The sequence below is a fragment of the Flavobacterium sp. YJ01 genome (assembly GCF_029320955.1).
Taxonomy (GTDB): Bacteria; Bacteroidota; Bacteroidia; order Flavobacteriales; family Flavobacteriaceae; genus Flavobacterium.
The window spans coordinates 4,171,999-4,189,762 of sequence record NZ_CP119757.1; the positions used below are offsets into that span (position 1 = coordinate 4,171,999).

General features: G+C 33.3%; 12 protein-coding genes. 11 read left to right on the plus strand and 1 reads right to left on the minus strand.

Annotation, left to right across the window (positions count from 1 at the left end; genetic code table 11):
* The first annotated feature begins 69 nt into the window (after window positions 1–69).
* The 5 genes from P0R33_RS18410 to P0R33_RS18430 all read left to right on the plus strand — a co-directional run bounded on the left by P0R33_RS18410 (window position 70) and on the right by P0R33_RS18430 (window position 9,015).
* Window positions 70–939, plus strand: a complete 870-nt coding sequence (locus tag P0R33_RS18410) for a thioredoxin fold domain-containing protein (RefSeq protein WP_276172624.1) — start codon at window positions 70–72, stop codon at window positions 937–939.
* A gap of 6 nt (window positions 940–945) precedes the next feature.
* Window positions 946–2,418, plus strand: coding sequence for a retropepsin-like aspartic protease (locus tag P0R33_RS18415; protein WP_276172625.1), 1,473 nt, complete (start codon window positions 946–948; stop codon window positions 2,416–2,418).
* 24 nt (window positions 2,419–2,442) lie between these two features.
* Window positions 2,443–3,825: a TlpA disulfide reductase family protein gene (locus P0R33_RS18420; RefSeq protein WP_276172626.1), complete on the plus strand. Its 1,383-nt coding sequence runs from the start codon at window positions 2,443–2,445 to the stop codon at window positions 3,823–3,825.
* 184 nt (window positions 3,826–4,009) lie between these two features.
* Window positions 4,010–6,829 carry a M16 family metallopeptidase gene (locus P0R33_RS18425; RefSeq protein ID WP_276172627.1) on the plus strand — a complete coding sequence of 940 codons (2,820 nt, stop codon included), beginning with the start codon at window positions 4,010–4,012 and terminating at the stop codon, window positions 6,827–6,829.
* Between the two features lie 140 nt (window positions 6,830–6,969).
* Entirely contained in the window at window positions 6,970–9,015 is a 2,046-nt protein-coding gene (locus tag P0R33_RS18430; protein WP_276172628.1) for a thioredoxin family protein, read from the plus strand.
* 369 nt (window positions 9,016–9,384) lie between these two features.
* On the opposite strand, the gene P0R33_RS18435 is transcribed toward P0R33_RS18430, so the two are convergent.
* Window positions 9,385–9,846: a DUF1810 domain-containing protein gene (locus tag P0R33_RS18435; RefSeq protein ID WP_276175668.1), complete on the minus strand. Its 462-nt coding sequence runs from the start codon at window positions 9,844–9,846 to the stop codon at window positions 9,385–9,387.
* Window positions 9,847–10,300: 454 nt separating this feature from the next.
* On the opposite strand from P0R33_RS18435, the gene P0R33_RS18440 reads away from it, so the two are divergent.
* The 6 genes from P0R33_RS18440 to P0R33_RS18465 all read left to right on the plus strand — a co-directional run bounded on the left by P0R33_RS18440 (window position 10,301) and on the right by P0R33_RS18465 (window position 17,756).
* Complete coding sequence (locus P0R33_RS18440) at window positions 10,301–10,609, plus strand: hypothetical protein (protein ID WP_276172629.1); 309 nt, start codon at window positions 10,301–10,303, stop codon at window positions 10,607–10,609.
* 101 nt (window positions 10,610–10,710) lie between these two features.
* Window positions 10,711–12,366 (plus strand): ATP-binding cassette domain-containing protein, encoded by a 1,656-nt coding sequence (locus tag P0R33_RS18445; RefSeq protein WP_276172630.1) that lies wholly within the window; start codon window positions 10,711–10,713, stop codon window positions 12,364–12,366.
* A 2-nt stretch (window positions 12,367–12,368) separates the two neighbouring features.
* Window positions 12,369–13,721: a biotin/lipoyl-binding protein gene (locus P0R33_RS18450; RefSeq protein ID WP_276172631.1), complete on the plus strand. Its 1,353-nt coding sequence runs from the start codon at window positions 12,369–12,371 to the stop codon at window positions 13,719–13,721.
* 1 nt (window position 13,722) lies between these two features.
* Window positions 13,723–15,120: a TolC family protein gene (locus tag P0R33_RS18455; RefSeq protein ID WP_276172632.1), complete on the plus strand. Its 1,398-nt coding sequence runs from the start codon at window positions 13,723–13,725 to the stop codon at window positions 15,118–15,120.
* A gap of 147 nt (window positions 15,121–15,267) precedes the next feature.
* A complete protein-coding gene (gene nagA, locus P0R33_RS18460) occupies window positions 15,268–16,389 on the plus strand; it encodes an N-acetylglucosamine-6-phosphate deacetylase (RefSeq protein WP_276172633.1) in 1,122 nt (373 codons plus the stop codon).
* 152 nt (window positions 16,390–16,541) lie between these two features.
* On the plus strand, window positions 16,542–17,756 hold the full coding sequence (locus P0R33_RS18465) for a hypothetical protein (protein WP_276172634.1): 1,215 nt from the start codon (window positions 16,542–16,544) through the stop codon (window positions 17,754–17,756).
* Window positions 17,757–17,764: the final 8 nt, after the last annotated feature.

The following is a 17,764-nucleotide window of genomic DNA, read 5'->3' on the forward strand; positions in this document are numbered from 1 at the left end:
AATAAACTTGAAATCTTAAAAAAGCCGAATGAAAACTAGAATTCATTCGGCTTCTAAAACCCACATTTTATGAAACGATTTTTTAAAATCGCAAGCGCAGTTTTGCTGCTTGCCTGTCATTCTTTTGCCTTAAAAGCACAGACACAATCTACCGAAGAAAGCTGGATAAAAGCTAAAAAACAAGCTCAAACGGAGAAAAAATTAATCTTTGTCGATTTGTATTTCACGGGCTGTATGCCATGCGCACAAATGGACAAAGAAGTATTTCCAGATCCGAAAGTAGCGGCTCTTTTGAATGCTGATTTTGTCACTTTCAAATCGGATATTTTAAAAGAAGAAATCGGGAAAAAATTATGCATGAAATACGGCGTAACTGGTTTTCCAACATTTTTATTGATGACCGCAGACGGAAAAGTTATTGATATTGCTGGCGGTTTTCATAACGTAGAGCAATTTACAGCCTTGCTTCAAAACGCTAAAGAGTCGGCTAAAAAAGGTGTTTTCAAAAAGTATAGTCCAGAAATTCAAGAAAAAGACTATCCAGATTTTTATAAACAAGCGTATTTAGACGGAAAAAGAAATGTGCCTTTTGAGGTTATCGATACTTATTTAAAATCTAAAGACATTTCTGACGAAATTTCTTTTGTAATCGTTACGGGTTTAAGAGTCGGTAAAAAATATGATGACGCCTTTCTTTTAAACAGTAAAAAATTTGCGAAAGATTACGGAAGATGGAACGTTACAACTCACGTATTTACCATTTTGCAACGCAAGAAAAAAGAATTCGAAAAAAAGAAGGATTTAAAAGGTTTTACAGAATTAGTAAATGATTCTAAAGAACTCTACACGCCAGAAGAATTCGAAAAATATTCTAGTATTTTATTGAAAGATTTTGGAGTAGAAAAAGTGGTAGTTAATCCGTCGGCTTCACAAAAGTAAGTTTCAATGAAAAAGATCTTCTTGTTTTCAATATTGATTTTTGGCTGTTCGATTAATGCACAAAATAGCATTCAGAAATCTATTGAAATTTTCGAAAAAGCATTTCAGAATAAAGATTACAATAGCATGAAAAATCTTTTAGCGCCAGAGTTTACTGTTGGTGTTGGAGATGCTTCATCAAACGAATATTATCTGAATGGCATTTTTAAAGCATTTCCAGTTTTGGATTCTATTCAAATTGGAAAAAAGGTAGAAATGAAAAACGAAACCTATGTTTTGGCCGATTTTTGTTTTAAAGGAAAAGAAAAAAAGCCATCTCAGATTGTTTTCAATTCAGAGAATAAAATTTTGTACGTGACATTTTTTGATGGTTTATACAAAGTCGACAGGCATGCAGCAGTAAAAGAAGTAGCAAGTATTCCGTTTGAAATTATAGAAAATGGAATCGCCATAAAAATCAAATTAAACAAAGCCGATCGTGAATTTTTAATGCTTTTTGATACAGGCGCAGACGGAATGGCTTTAAATCCCGACAGTGCTTACAAAGCGGGCGTTGTTGTAACCAAAACCAAATCGGCTTCTGTGGTTGGCGGAAGTCAAGAAGTAAAGTATTCTGCTGATAATACGATTTATATTGGCGATCAGGTTTTAAAAAATCAAGGTTTGGTTATTTTTCCAAAACATGGTGTTTACGACGGATTGTTTGGCGCAAACTTGTTGCGAAATTTCATTACGTCAGTCAATTTTGATACGATGACAATTGATTTGTACAATTTTGGAAATTTCAATTATTGGGGAAAAGCAAAGCCATTTGTTTTTGATTATAAATCGGGACTTCCGGTTGTAAAAATGAACCTGACTTTTGAAGACAAAAAAACAGTCGAAGGCAATTTTACTTTTGATACCGGAGCAGGCTACGACTTAATCGCGTACGGACCTTTCAATCATAAAAATAATCTGGAAGCAAGCCTCAAAACAGAATATACTTCTGTGAATTACAGTTTAGGGAAACAAACTAAAATCGTAGGCGGTGCGATTCCGAATGTGGCAATTAACGGAAATAATTTTCCAAACGTAACAATCGCATTGCAAGAATATGATGAAGCCAATAAAAACTGGGCTTTCGCCGATGGATCTTTGGGAATCGATTTAATTAAACGTTTCAATTTTACAATTGACCTTTTGCACAAAACGGTCTATTTAGAGCCCAATAAAAATTTCAAAAAAACGCCTTCTTTTTACTTGGGCGGAATGGATTTAGATTTTGATGAAAACCAAAATCTTTTAGTAAAAAGAATTATCGATCAGCAAAATGAGGATTTGAAGAAAATAAAAACCGGAGCAAAAGTGACTCAGATAAATGATTTTGAAGCCAAAGATTTATTAAAACCAGAAAATCTTAAAAAGCTGAAAGAATCTAAAGAAAGCAAAGATTTTATTATCGAGCAAGGCGATCAATCCATGCAAATTTCAATTTAAAACTATCAACAAAAAACAAAAAATATGAAAAAGAATGCTTTTTATTTCATTATGACCTTTATTATGGTTCAAATGAGTTATGCTGTAAATCTATCTGATTATGCAGTAATTAAAGGAACAATTGCGATTCCTGATTTGAAAACAAAAGAAATTACGCTTTACAATGTTGAAGAAGGAAAGCCAGTTGTTGCGGCTACCGCAAAAGTTAATTCTCTGGGGGAGTTTGGCTTTTTGACACCAGTTTCAGCCGCTGGCTTTTATTATGTGAATTACGGACAATTTAAAAGCAGAAACCAATTAATTCGTTTGTATTTAGAACCAAAATTGGATATCAATCTTGCGATAAGTAAAGATTCATATGTCTTGAGCGGAAAAAATATCGGACAGAATGCTTTAGTTCAAAAAGCAAATGAAATCTATAACGAATTTGCACCTTTTGCGAGATTAGGCGGAAATGTAACTTACGTAGAATTTTATCCTTTTATTGACAAAGGAGTTGCAAAAGCCGAGGAATTTTCAAAATCGATAAAAACTAAAGATGCTAATTTCAATAAATTATTAAAGTTAGCCGTTGCAACAGATGTAGAAGAATTAACGTATACTTTTTTCAGAATGCCTAGAACTGCATTTCCTGACAAAGACGATCGTCCAGCAGTAATCAAAACATGGCAGACAGATAAAAAGTTTACAGATCCAGATTTACTAAAATTACAAAATGGCGTTTCTCTAATGTCAAATTATTTCTTTTATGTTACGATGAATTCGGGTGATGCGCCAAAACGTTTAGATTTAACTGAAGCAATTACACATATTACAGATCCAGCGCTTAAAGATGTTTATTTGCGCGATGCCGTTGCAACTTCAAGAATGAAAATCGAAGAATACGAAAAAATTGCGCCTAGCATTAAACCGTTAATGGTTTCAGACGCTAGTAAAGCATTTTTATTAGAATATGAAAAAGTTTTGCATAAAAGTGTGGGACAAAAAGGTTTAGATTTTACATATAAAGATATCAACGACAAACCAGTTTCTTTCTCAGATTTTAAAGGTAAATTTGTCTATATCGATTTATGGGCAACTTGGTGCGGACCTTGTAAAGCAGAGATTCCTCACATGAAAAAAATCGAGGAAGATTATCACGGAAAAAATATCGTTTTTGTAAGCCTTTCATTAGACAAAGCAAAAGATGCGCAAAAATGGAAGGATTACGTTACGAAAGAACAATTAAAAGGAATTCAGTTAATGGCAGACAAAGATTTTGGCTCTGATGTGGCTAAAAATTACGATGTAAATGCGATTCCGAGATTTTTATTGTTCGATACAAAAGGAAATATTATCAATGCCGATGCGCTTCGTCCTTCTAATCCAGAATTGAGAGCACAATTGGATAAATTATTGAAAAGTTAGGTAGAAAATAAAAATATTTAACACATAGACACATAGATTTGATTATAAAAAAAGTATGTTTTAAAAATCAAGATTTTTTCACATAGCTATGTTTGTTTAAATGAGTGAAACGTCTTTTATGTATTAAAAAAAGCTATGTTTCTATGTGTTTAAAAGTTACTTTAATAAAAAAAAAAGAAAAAATATGTTTTGTAATAAAAAATCAATACTTGTTTTTTTATTTATAATTGCGAGTTTATTCTCTGTTCAAGCGCAGAATTACAAAGCAACTGATCCAATTGCGGTTAATCAAAAGATAAAAAAAGGAGTTTTGCCAAACGGAATGACGTATTATATTTATCCGACTGAGGTAAATAAAAATACGGCGAGTTATTATATCATTCAAAACGTGGGTTCTATTTTAGAAAACGACCAGCAGAAAGGTTTGGCGCATTTTCTGGAGCACATGGCGTTTAACGGAACTAAACATTTTGAAGGAAAAGGAATCTTGAATACACTTCAAAAACAAGGAGCTGTTTTCGGGAAAAATATCAACGCTTACACAAGCACAGACGAAACGGTTTACAACTTAGACAATATTCCGTCAAAAGATGGTGGAGTTGTAGATACATGCTTGCTGGTTTTGCACGATTGGTCCAATTTTTTATCGCTAACGAATGAAGAAATCGATGCAGAACGCGGTGTAATTACCGAAGAATGGCGTACGAGACAAAATGCAAGAGCGAGAATTTACAATCAGTTGGCGCCTTATTATTACAATAATTCGCTTTACGCAGAACGCATGCCTATTGGCGATATGGATATTGTAAAAAACTTCAAATATCAGGTTTTAAAAGATTTTTATAAAGATTGGTATCGTCCAGATTTGCAGGCAATCGCGATTGTTGGAGATATTAATTCAGATGAAATTGAAGCCAAAATCAAAAAACTTTTTGCTGATATTCCAACACCAATAAATCCGAAAAAGCGTTTTGAAATTGCAATTCCAGATCGAGTAGAACCTACGTTCAAATTGGCTTTAGACAAAGAAATTTCGGCTTCGAATATCAGTTTTATGATTCGTCATGAAACTGAAAAATCAACAAATACTTATGCCGAACTAGAAAAAACAACCCAGCAAAGATTGGCTTTTTCTATTTTGAATAATCGTTTGTCTGAAATGGCGCAGAAACAAGAATGCCCGTTTAAAGGCGCACAAATTGGATATCAAAACTATTCTCGATTAAATGATATTTGGATAATGAGTATTTCTCCAAAACCAGGAAAACAAGCCGAAGCTTTTGCTTTGGTTATGAATGAATGGGTTAGAGCTTATAAATTTGGTTTTTCTAAAGGAGAAATCGAGAGAGCTGTTACAGAAACTATTTCGGGTTATGAAAATTATTTAGATAAGCTAAATGAGATTTCGCACAAACAAGTAATCGGAATGGTAAAAGACGATTATTTGAAACATGATGTAATTGCAGATCCTGTTGCAGAATTTGAAATGGAAAAAAGCATTTTAAAAAATATTGACAGTAAAATTCTTCAACAGCAAATTAGCAAATTATATACACAGAAAAATCGCGTAGTAACGGTAACAGGGGTTGAAGGCGAAGAAAATCTAACGCAAGAAAAAGCTTTTGATATTATTCAGAAAGCAGAAAACGATGCCTCATTAAAGCCTTACGAAGATACTTTTGAAGGAAAAACACTTTTAGGAAATCTGAAAATTAATCCAGGAAAAATTGTTTCAGAGAAAAAAGAAACAGCCATTGATGCAACTACTTTTGTCTTGAGTAACGGTGTAAAAGTGCATTACAAATTTGCAGATAAAAACAAAAAACAAGTCAATTTAGAAGCAGAAAGTCAGGGCGGAATCTCTTTGTATAAATTCGAAGATATGCCTTCTGCGTATCGTTCTACAAGTTTGGCAATGATGTCTGGAATTGGCGAACTCTCAAATGTTGATTTGGAAAAGGTTTTAAAAGGAAAAATTGCCAATTCTTATGTTACTATTAATTCTTTAAAAGAAGAAGTTAGCGGTTCTGCAAATGTAAAAGATATCGAAACCATGATGGAGTTGGTGCATTTGCGTTTTGTTCAACCTAGATTTGATGCGCAGATGTATGATCTTTTAAAACAAAGACTTCAAAATTCTTTAAAAAACAGAGAAAACGACATAAACGCTAAAATGCAGGATAGTTTGTCGAATATTGTTTACGGAAAAAACAATCCGAAAATTCGACCATTAGATCAAAAGTATATTGATGATTTGTCTTTTGAAAAAATGAAATCTATTTATTTAGACCGTTTTGCAGATGTTTCGAACTTTCAATTTTATATTGTTGGAGATGTTACTCCAGAAGTTCTGAAACCTTTATTAGAAAAATATATTGCGAGTATAAAAGGAATTAAAAGAAAAGAAAAATTCAAAATAGATGTTCCAGAATGGACTTCCAAGAAAATTGATCGTGATGTTTTTATAAAAATGGAAACACCTAAAAGTTCTGTAAATATCGCTTTTATGAAAGATTACACTTATTCTCAAAAGAATAGAATTTTGAATTCTTTTTTAGGTGATATTCTGACTTTGCGCTACACCGAAAGCCTTCGTGAAAAAGAAGGCGGTACTTATGGCGCACAAGTTAAAGGTTCATTAGTAAAAGATCCAATTGCAAAAGGAGGTATTCAAATTACTTTTGATTGTGATGCTGATAAAGTAGAACATTTATTGCCAATTGTATATCAGGAAATTGATAAAATCAAAAAAGGCGAAATTGCTCCGGAAGATATCGAAAAGACAAGAAAAAATTACTTGAAATCTAGAGAAGACAGCAAAAACTTTAACAGCTACAGTATGAGTTTGCTTTCTAATTATTTTGAAGAAGGTTACAATATAAATGATCCGAAAAATTTTCAAGACATTGTAAAAAACATTTCAGCCAAAGACATTCAGGATTTTGCTAACGCATTATTAACAAATGCCGATTCTATGGAAATTGTCTTCAAACCACTAAAATAATCTAACCCATTTTTATTAGAGTTTAATTTGTATTTCCCTATCAAATAATATTTTGAATTAGTAAGCAATGTAATTTGTATAGCGGATTTCATAGAGGGTTGTTTTAGCTATTCAGCCCTCTTAATTAAAGATTTTAACCCATGAAAAATAACATATTTTTATTGGGCTTCTTCCTGCTGTTTTCCACTTTCATTAAAGCTCAAATCTACAATCCTATAAAATGGAAAACCAGTGTCGAGAATATTTCTGAAAATGAATACGAATTGCAGGCAAAAGCCATTATAGAACCAGGCTGGCATTTATATAGTCAGAATGTACAGGACGGAGGACCAATTCCGACTCGTTTTACTTTTGCTAAAAGTTCTGAATTTGAGTTGTTTGGAGGAGTAAAAGAAGAAAAAGGCAAAATTGTAAACGATCCTGTTTTTAAGATGCAGATTAAGTTTTTTGAGAAAGAAACCACTTTTAGACAACGTATTAGATTACTATCATCGAACCCTTTCAAAATTAAAGCAGATGTTGAGTTTATGGTTTGTAATGATGAAAACTGCCTTCCGCCTGGAACTGATAAATTGGAGTTTAACATTGTTCCTTCCGCGAAAGCGAAAACTTTAATTGAAAGTTCAGTAAATACAGAAACGAAAATTGAAAAGGTTGATTCTTCTAGAACAGCCTTACAAGAAAAAAAAGCAGAAATTGTTCCGTCAGAAATTGTAAAAACGCCTCAAAAAGTGTTTAAAAAACAAAATCCAGAAACAGCATCAAGAAGTTTATGGACAATTTTTATCTTGTCGTTTTTTTCAGGATTTGCAGCACTATTAACGCCTTGTGTTTTTCCAATGATTCCGATGACGGTGAGTTTTTTTACCAAGCAAAGCAAAACAAAATCGCAAGGAATTAGAAAAGCCATTTTTTACGGAATTGCAATTATTGCCATCTATATCTTTTTGGGTGCCATAGTAACTTGGGTTTTTGGGGCAGATTCTCTAAATGCACTTTCGACAAATGTTTGGTTCAATCTGATCTTTTTTGTTCTTCTAATGATTTTTGCTTTCTCATTTTTGGGCGCATTCGAAATTATGCTGCCAAATGCTTGGGCAAACAAAGTCGATTCGCAAGCAGATAAAGGCGGAATTATCGGAATATTATGTATGGCTTTGGCTTTGGCAATTGTTTCATTTTCTTGCACAGGTCCAATTGTCGGAACTTTATTGGTAGAAGCCGCTTCACGCGGAGGAATCGCCCCTTTTGTCGGAATGTTTGGTTTTTCTCTCGCTTTGGCTTTGCCGTTTACTTTATTTGCTGCTTTTCCGGGTTGGTTGAATTCGTTGCCAAAATCGGGCGGTTGGCTTAATTCAGTTAAAGTATTTTTAGGATTTTTAGAAATGGCTTTGGCTTTTAAATTTCTATCAAATGCAGATTTGGTTTTACAATTGCATTGGCTGGAAAGAGAAACATTTCTTGCCATTTGGATTGCCATTTTCGGAACGCTGACTTTTTATTTATTTGGAAAAATCCAATTGCCGCATGACAGTCCGATTCAAAATATAAGCGTTCCAAGATTAGGACTTGGAGTTGTGGTTTTGGCTTTTACCATTTATCTGATTCCGGGAATTTGGGGCGCGCCATTGAAAATGATTAGTGGTTTTCCGCCGCCAATGCATTACAGCGAACTTCCAAATGGTTTAAATAATTCCTCTTCTAAAGAAATAACGCAAAATTTGCCAGAAGGCGCAGAACTTGGTCCGCACAATATTATGGCTTTTACCGATTATGATTTAGGAATGCAGTACGCCAAAAAAATCGGAAAACCTGTTATGATTGATTTTACGGGTCATGCCTGCGTAAATTGCCGAAAAATGGAAGACAATGTTTGGTCTGACGAAAAGATTCAGAAAATCTTAAAAGGCGATTTGGTTTTAATTTCACTTTATGTGGATGACAAAAGAGAATTAAACCCAGAGGAACAAATTACTTCAAAACTTACAGGAAAAAAACTAAAATATATTGGACAAAAATGGAGCGAATTTCAAACACTTACTTATAAAACCAATGCGCAGCCATTTTATGTTTTAGTTAATCATGAAGGAGAAGCTTTGAATGAAACGTCGGCTTATAATCCTGATATTAAAGAGTATTTAAACTGGCTTCAAAAAGGAGTTTCCAATTTTGAAAAAAGTTCGTAAACAGAATTTTTACCTTTATTTTATATTTATTATTGTTGATGGAAAGGCTGTCTCGACTTTTGAGATGGCCTTTTTTGTTTTATTTTTTTGTTCCGTAGGAACATTTGGTCGGTAGAAAAATAATATTGTTGTCGTTATTCAACGTTCCGTAGGAACGTTTGAATTCATTTTTTGTGACAATTTGGTATATCAAACGTTCCTACGGAACGTAGACATGATTGGTGGTTGTTTTTTCTACCAACGAAACATTCCTACGGAATGATTACACTATAGATTCATAAAATTAAAAAGCGATTATCTCTTGTCGAGGTAACCGCTTTTTTATTCGATATATTTTATGTTCCGTAGGAACATTTTGTTGGTAGAATATTAAGAAAGTACTGCAATTGGCAGATTTACAGTAGTTTTTTGAGTAAAGTTTAAAGTCATCTGATCCAAATGTCCGAAGAAAAAAGTATCTAAAACTTGTTGAAAAACCGGATGCGCATTTTCGACCTGAACAAATAGACTCATAGAAGAATGCAGTTTTCTAGCGCCTAATTCGCCCAAAATTCCTTCAGCAGATTTTTTATTTAAAGTCAGCATCAGCTTAGAAATCTCAATTAAATGTTTCGATAAAATCGGATGATTTAAAAACGCTGTAGCTTCTTTTAAATCTGCAACACCATAATAATCAGAAAGATTACTTTTTCCTAAACCTTTGATTTGCGGAAATATAAACCACATCCAATGCGTTTCTTTTTTACCTTTTTTAATTTCAGAAAAAGCAGTTAAATACAATTTATTTTGTGCATCTAAAAATCGGGTCAAATCATTCTTTGCGTAAGTCATATCTTGATTTTGTATTAAATCGTTTATAAATGGAGTTTCTTCTATTGGTAATACTTCTAGTAACACTTTATTATTTTTATGCTTATAATTATCGAATTCAAAAGTAGAGCCTTAATCGGTGAGAGAGTTATAGAATTGCCAGTCGATGTTATATAATTTCGATTGGTCCTTTGGTGTAAGAATGTCCTGTTAATTTATTTTTAAAGTTTTGCCAATGCCTAAATTCTAATGTTATTCTAATGTTGGAGAAAATATTTAGGTCTAAATTGCGCGCTTAGAAAAATCAAGATAATTGCCCTAAATCACTGGAGTTTTTAATTGAATTTCAGTGATTTATTTAAATCTTCGCCTTTAGAGTATGTTGAACAGAATAAAAAATAGCTTTTTTTGTAAATGCCTTCAGGTGTTACTAGTCGGCTATTTTCTAATTAGCAGTTTAAATATCTCAAATAGTATGGCTAGAATCATTAGTGATAATGCCGAAACCTATACTGTAAAAGGGATTACATGTAATTTTCTAAAAAAAATCTTCAAATGCGATGGAATTCCAGAAGAACTGGATGACTACAAAACCAAGGACACCAAAACAGCCAAATTAGCAAAAGGAATTCCCTTAATGGAATATTTGATTTCATCAGAATCATTAATGCCTAGTTTTTATTTTTTGCTAGAAACTGAAGGGAAAAAATATAGTGATAATACAATCTTTACGTTTGGTTTTCATGGTAAAATAGATATACCGCCTCCTCGGCTAAATTCATAAATACTTGTTTTTTTAAGGATTAGAAGAAAAATCTTTATCCTAAATGCGGTTTTTGCCGTATATTTATTCTATGTAATAATCTTGTATTTATACTTACATTCATGACACCATTTAAACGTTTTTATAACTTATTGCAGCTTGATAAGCGCGATGTATATCAAATTATCTTCTATGCTGCATTTGCAGGTTTAGTAAATCTTTCCCTGCCTTTAGGAATCCAGGCCATTATTAATTTCATTCAAAGCGGACAGCTAAGCGTTTCTTGGATTGTTCTTGTAATTTTAGTTACAATTGGAGTTGGTTTTGGCGGAATTTTAACCATTTTACAGCTCCGAATTGTAGAAAATCTGCAACAGCGAATTTTTGTTCGTTCTTCTTTTGAATTTGCATACAGAATGCCCTTAATTAAATTTAAGGAAATGTATTCAGAATATGCTCCAGAAAAAGCCAATCGATTCTTCGATACTTTAATGGTGCAAAAAGGAACAGCAAAATTGCTTTTAGATTTCTGTACCGCATTTCTTCAAGTCGGTTTGGGTATTATTTTATTAGTCTTATACCACTCTTTCTTCATGGTTATCGGACTTCTTTTCATTGTTATTTTATGGGTAATTTTTAAATTCTCATACAAAGACGGTTTAGAAACCAGTCTTAACGAATCAAAATTTAAATATAAAGTTGCAGCGTGGCTTCAAGAAATTGCCAGAAATAGAGAAAGTTTTCGCAGAAAAGGAGCTTTTGAATATGCTTTGGAAAGAAATGACGGCTATGTGAGCAACTACGTAAATTACCGCGAAAAGCACTTTCAGGTAATGAAAAAACAATATATTCAGCTTACTATTTTTAAAGTAATTGTTACTGCTGCCTTATTATCGATCGGTGGTTTTCTGGTAATTCACCACCAAATGAACATAGGGCAGTTCGTAGCAGCTGAAATTGTAATTGTATTGCTTATAAATTCTGTTGAAAAAATCATTTTCGGATTGGAATCTTTCTACGACGTTTTAACTTCTGTCGAAAAAATTGGTCAAGTAACCGATATGGAAATTTCATGTATTCCCGAAACTTCAGACAAAACAGAAAAAGGAATTAATATTGAGACAGAAAGTATCAATTATAATTATCCAGAACACAACAAAAAATCGCTTAAGAATATTAATTTGAAAATCTCTCAAGGAGAAAAAATCATTCTTACGGGAACAAACGGTGCAGGAAAAAGTACTTTATTGCGCTTACTTTCAGGAGTTTTAGAACCAGAAAGTGGTGCGATGTATGTGACAGATAATTTTATGAACCGTCTTAGCGAAGATACTTACCGAGCGCAAGCAGGAACCTATTTGCAAGGCGATACCTTATTTGCAGGAACAATCAGAGAAAATATTGTTTTTGGAAATGAAGAACTAAACAGCGATGATTTAAAATGGGCTTTAGATAATGTAGGTCTTACACCTTACATCAAAACTTTCGAGAATGGATTGGAAAATCAAATTCATCCGGGAGGACGTGAACTTTCTGCTTCTGATGTTCAAAAGATTCTTTTGGCAAGAAGTATTGTGAGCAAACCAAATATTTTATTCTTAGAAGATCCAGTTGATAAAATGGACGAATTGACTTCGAATAAAATTGTTGATTTTTTACTTTCCGAAGAAAATGATTGGACTGTAATTGTAACTTCTAAAAGTGATATTTGGAAAAGCAAATGTAGCCGTATGATTACAATTGACGACGGAAAAATTATTAACGACATAAAGCTTTAATCATGCTCAATATATCTAAAGATAACAACGTACTTATAACTGAGGGCAAATACAAATCGATTACGAGTGTTGCCCGAAGACCGCATTATAGAATTTTAAACAAAGTCATAATCGGATTCTTGATATTCTGTGTATGCTGCCTTTTCTTGCCATGGACACAAAATATATCAGGAAGTGGTTCTGTAACGACTTTAAAACCAGATCAAAGACCTCAAACTGTTCATAATGCTATTGCAGGACGAATTGAAAAATGGTTTGTAAAAGAAGGAGATTATGTAAAAAAAGGAGATACCATTCTTTTTATTTCAGAGATTAAAGAAGATTATTTAGATCCAAATTTGGTTGGAAATACCAAACAGCAAGTAGATGCCAAAAAAATGGCGGTTGAATCGTACGGTGATAAAGTAAATTCTCTAGACGTTCAGGCGCAATCTTTGAATACAGAAAGACAGTTGAAACTGGAACAAGCAAGCAACAAAATCAAACAAGCAAGACTGAAAATAAAAAGTGACAGTATGGATTTGGTTGCCGTTAGAACACAGCTTCGAATTGCAAAAACACAATTTGATCGTTCTACAGCTTTAAACAAAGAAGGTTTAAAACCAATGACAGATGTCGAGCAAAAAAGATTAAAATTGCAAGAATCTGAAGCTTATATTATTACTCAGGAAAATAAATTATTAAGCAGCCGAAACGAATTGATTAACGCAAAAGTAGAGATCAACAGAATTACGGCCGAATATGCTGAAAAAATTTCAAAATCTAGAAGTGATAAATTTACAGCTTTAAGTACGCAATACGATACTGAAGCTCAGGTTAATAAATTGGAAAATCAATATACTAACTATAGATTGAGAAATGGTTTGTATTACATTACAGCGCCTCAAAGCGGTTATGTAAACCGTGCTTTATTGGCGGGTATTGGAGAAACAATCAAAGAAGGAACTTCGGTAGTAAGTATTATGCCTTCTAAATATGATATTGCGGTAGAAACTTACGTAGATCCAATCGATTTACCATTAGTTCATCGTGGCGCGAAAGTTCGTGTTTGGTTCGATGGTTGGCCTAGAATCGTATTTTCTGGATGGCCAGGATTGTCTTATGGAACTTACGGAGGAAAAATTGTAGCGGTAGAAAATTTTATCAGTCCAAACGGAAAATATAGAATTTTGGTTTCTCCAGACGGAGAAGATCGCCACTGGCCAAAAGAATTGAGCATTGGTGCCGGAGCACAAAGTATTGCGTTGCTAGAAACAGTTTCGGTATGGTATGAGATTTGGCGAAACTTAAACGGTTTCCCACCAAACTATTATAATTCAGGAGAAAAGGAAGCAAAAGGAAAGGAGAAAAAGTAAAATGAGAAATCTTGTAAAATTGTTTTCTTTCTTAACGCTGTTCTGCTTTTCTACAATGCAAGGTCAAAACTTTAATGAAGAAGAGCTAACTTTTATCGAGTATTTGGGATATGTAAAAAAATATCATCCGCTGGTAAAACAAGCCAATCTTGAAGTAACCAATGCACAAGCCAAATTAATGGCAGCGCGAGGCGGATTTGATCCTAAAATTGAAGTAGATTACAATAAGAAAGAATTTAAAGGAACAGAATACTATTCGTTATTAAACAGCAGTTTCAAAATTCCGACTTGGTACGGAATTGAAGTAAAAGCTGGTTTCGATGATACCGACGGGCAATATTACAATCCGCAGAACCGTACTCCAGAAGCTGGTTTAGCTTCGCTTGGAATTACTGTTGCTTTGGGGCAGGGAATGTTTATTAATCAGCGAATGGCTGATGTGAGAGAAGGGAAATTAAACTTGAAACTAAGTGACGCACAGCGTAAGCTAAGAGCCATCGAAGTTTTGTATCAGGCAAGTGAAGCTTATTTTGAATGGAGAAAAAGCTATAACGAAGCCGAATTGTATAAAAATTATTTAGGTTTTGCCAGCACTCGTTTTACAGGCGTTAAGAAATTAATTGAATCCGGAGATTCGCCAGCTATTGATAGTGTTGAAGCTAAAATTACCGTTAGAAACCGAGAATTGAATGTTGAAAACGGAAATTTAAAATTGGCTAAAGCAAAGCTTAAACTAGCTAATTTTTTATGGATTGAAAATGTTCCAGTTGAATTAGGAGAAATGGTAAAACCAGAGCAGAATTTAGGTCAAACTATCGAAGAAACTCTTAGAACGGATGCCATGATGGTTGATGTTGAGTCTTTAGATTCGCATCCTAAAATTCAATCTATGGAAACTAAATTGTCTATTTTGGAAGTAAATCGTCAGTTGAAAGCCAATTCGTTGTTGCCAAAAGTTAACGTTGGTTACAATTATATTTCAGATCCAAATTATTGGAATACTTTTAATGCAGATGATTATAAATTTAATATCGACTTTAGTTTTCCAATTTTCTTGAGAAAAGAACGCGGAAATTTGAAATTGGCTAAATTAAAAATTCAAGATATGCAATTTGATATTGGTCAGCAGAGAGTAGAATTGAAAAACAAAATCAAAGCGCAACAAACAGAAATTGCTTCTTTAAGAAGGCAAAAAGTGGTAATTGATAATTTGGTAAATGACTATATGACGATGTTGAATTCAGAAGAGAAACTATTTTCTTTTGGTGAAAGTTCTATTTTCTTAATCAATTCGAGAGAGAACAATTTGGTAAGTGCTAAGTTATCTCAAATTAGTTTAGAAAATCAATTTTATCTTTCGAATGCCGAATTGTACAAAATCTTAGCAAATCCAGATTAAAACATAAAATATGCAGTTTGCGATGACTGTACTATATTAATTTTCAGAATTTAATTTAAAAAAAAGCTTCAGATATTTTCTGAAGCTTTTTTTGTTAGAAATTAATCCAACTTCTTTTTTAAATTTGAAGAAAGAAATAAATCAAAAATGAAACAAGCAATCATAAATGCGGTCGTGCATACAGGTGAAGAAATAATTGAAAATGGAGTTGTAATTGTAGAAAACGGAAAAATTATTTCAGTTCAAAAAGAAGCTCCAAATGATATCGAAACAATAGATTTGCAAGGAAATCATCTTTCGGTTGGATTTATAGATATTCAGATAAACGGAGGAGAAAAATACTATTTCAGTCAAACTCCAAATGAAGAAACAATTCAGGATATTTACGACGCAAGTATGAAATACGGTACAACTCAGGTTTTGCCTTGCTTGATTTCATCTTCAAAAGAAACTATTTTAAAAGGAATTGAAGCCATTCGCGAATACATGAAAAAGCACAATAATGGTGTAATCGGAATGCATTTGGAAGGACCATTTTTGAATCCGTTAAGACGTGGCGCGCATAGTATTGATCAGGTTAGAAAACCTACAAACGAAGAACTTCAAGAAATAATTAGTAAAGGGAAAGATGTTATAAAAGTAATTACGATTGCTCCAGAATGTTTTACAGAAGAACAATTGCAAATGCTTATTGAAAGCGGAATCACAATTTCCATCGGGCATTCGACCATTACACATAAAGAAGCACAATTTTATTTTTCTAAAGGAATAAATTTAGTAACCCATTTATTCAATGCAATGACACAATTCGGTCACCGCGAACCTGGTTTAGTCGGAGCTGTTTTTGAAAATGAAGAAGTTTATGCTCCTGTTATTTTAGATGGCGTTCATTGCGATTATGCTGCCGCAAAAATAGCGTACAAGGTAAAACAAGAAAAATTCTTCTTGATTAGCGATGCCACTTTTTTAGGACGAAAAATAGCCAATTTCAAATGGGATAACTTTGATGCTCATTTAGTAGATGGTTTTTATAGAAATGAAGACGGCAATCTCGCAGGCGCAACAATATCAATGACAGAAGCGGTGCAAAATGCTTTTAACAACTTAAATGTTTCTGCAGATGAAGCTATAAAAATGGCAACAACAAGGGTAGCCGCTGCAATTGGAATGAAAGAAAAAATCGGAAAAATAGAATCTGGATTTCCTGCTTCTTTTGTAAAATTCAATAATGATTTATCAAAAATCGAAACCTTAGATTTGACTTTTTAAGGCTTTAAAAACTGTTGATTAAGTATCGTTACTGTTGACAAAACTTACTTTTAGTGGTTTTTAAATTCATACTTTTCTTTCAATATGCTTGTTTTTAAAAAGCATATTGATAGTTTTGTAGCATATTTAACCCCAAACCTACTTACTTAACGATGAGAAAAAAAGCTCACTTTTTTGTACTTGCTATTTTGGCAAGTATTGTTTTTGGTTGCAGTGAGGATGGCGATACCTACCAGCCAACTTATCTGCCAAGCATTGATGCCACAGCTTTACCAAGCGAAAACCATCCGATGACAATGTTTGAAGATAATGAAAGTCCTTCAAAAATGTACGACAAAACAGATCGATGGTTTAGAGTCAACGAACCGTTTCAAATTATTCAAAAGGGAAAAGATTCTGTACAGGTTTCCCTTTATTCTCCAGTCGGACTTACTAATGTAAAAGTGTATGCGAAATTGCCCAATTATGACAAAAAATTTCTGCTGTACAGCTTCTCTAAAGTTCCAGCTTTTCATCGTTCGTTTCATAAAATTCCATTAACAGATAAGAAAAACGATTATTTGTTAGAAAGCGGTAACACGGTTACGATTGATAAAATTGATGGATTTTCTTCCGGAGCAATCGAATTCTCTGTAGAATCTGATGATCCTTTATTTCAAAAATTCAAAAAAATAAAATCAAATCATTTGGTTCAGTTTCATGATGGCTATCATATTAATGAATTAGGAAAATTTCTTCCGATGAATCCGGTTCTGGCTAAGGAAGCCATTACAATGATTATTAATTATTCTTACGCATTAAGTCATCCGTTGTATTACAGCACTTTTACCAATTTTGATAAATACAAGCAAGAACAAGCTGCAACAGTAGGAACTGCTATAAACGGAGCCTTAAATTGGCATGGAAATGCAGAAGATACAAACGGCGTTTATGATTATTTAACGAAAGACGAAATCGAGAAAATCTACTGGAATTATTTAGATAAAAGAACAATTTATATGGCAATGGTCGGAGGAGATTCTGCTTGGGGCGGTGGAAATTTAGCTTCGCAATGGGAATCGGGTTACGTAACCGGACATTGGGTAGGAGAGATGTCGGTTTGGTCGCACGAGTATTCGCATCATATTGGTTTCAGCCACAGCAGTAACTTGGCCAATAGTGGCGAAGGCGGCGGGCAGCAAGAAATGCTAACCCATTTTTATAAGTATTTAATTTATTTGAACGACCTTCCTTTTACCGATTCAGATGTTTTAAAAACATGGTCAAAAACAAATTATTTGACTGGAACTTACAAAAAGCCAGTTTTTACTATCAATCCGAAGAATCCATTTTTGCTGAAATATAAAGGTGAAGGAAAATGGAATTAAAATATAAA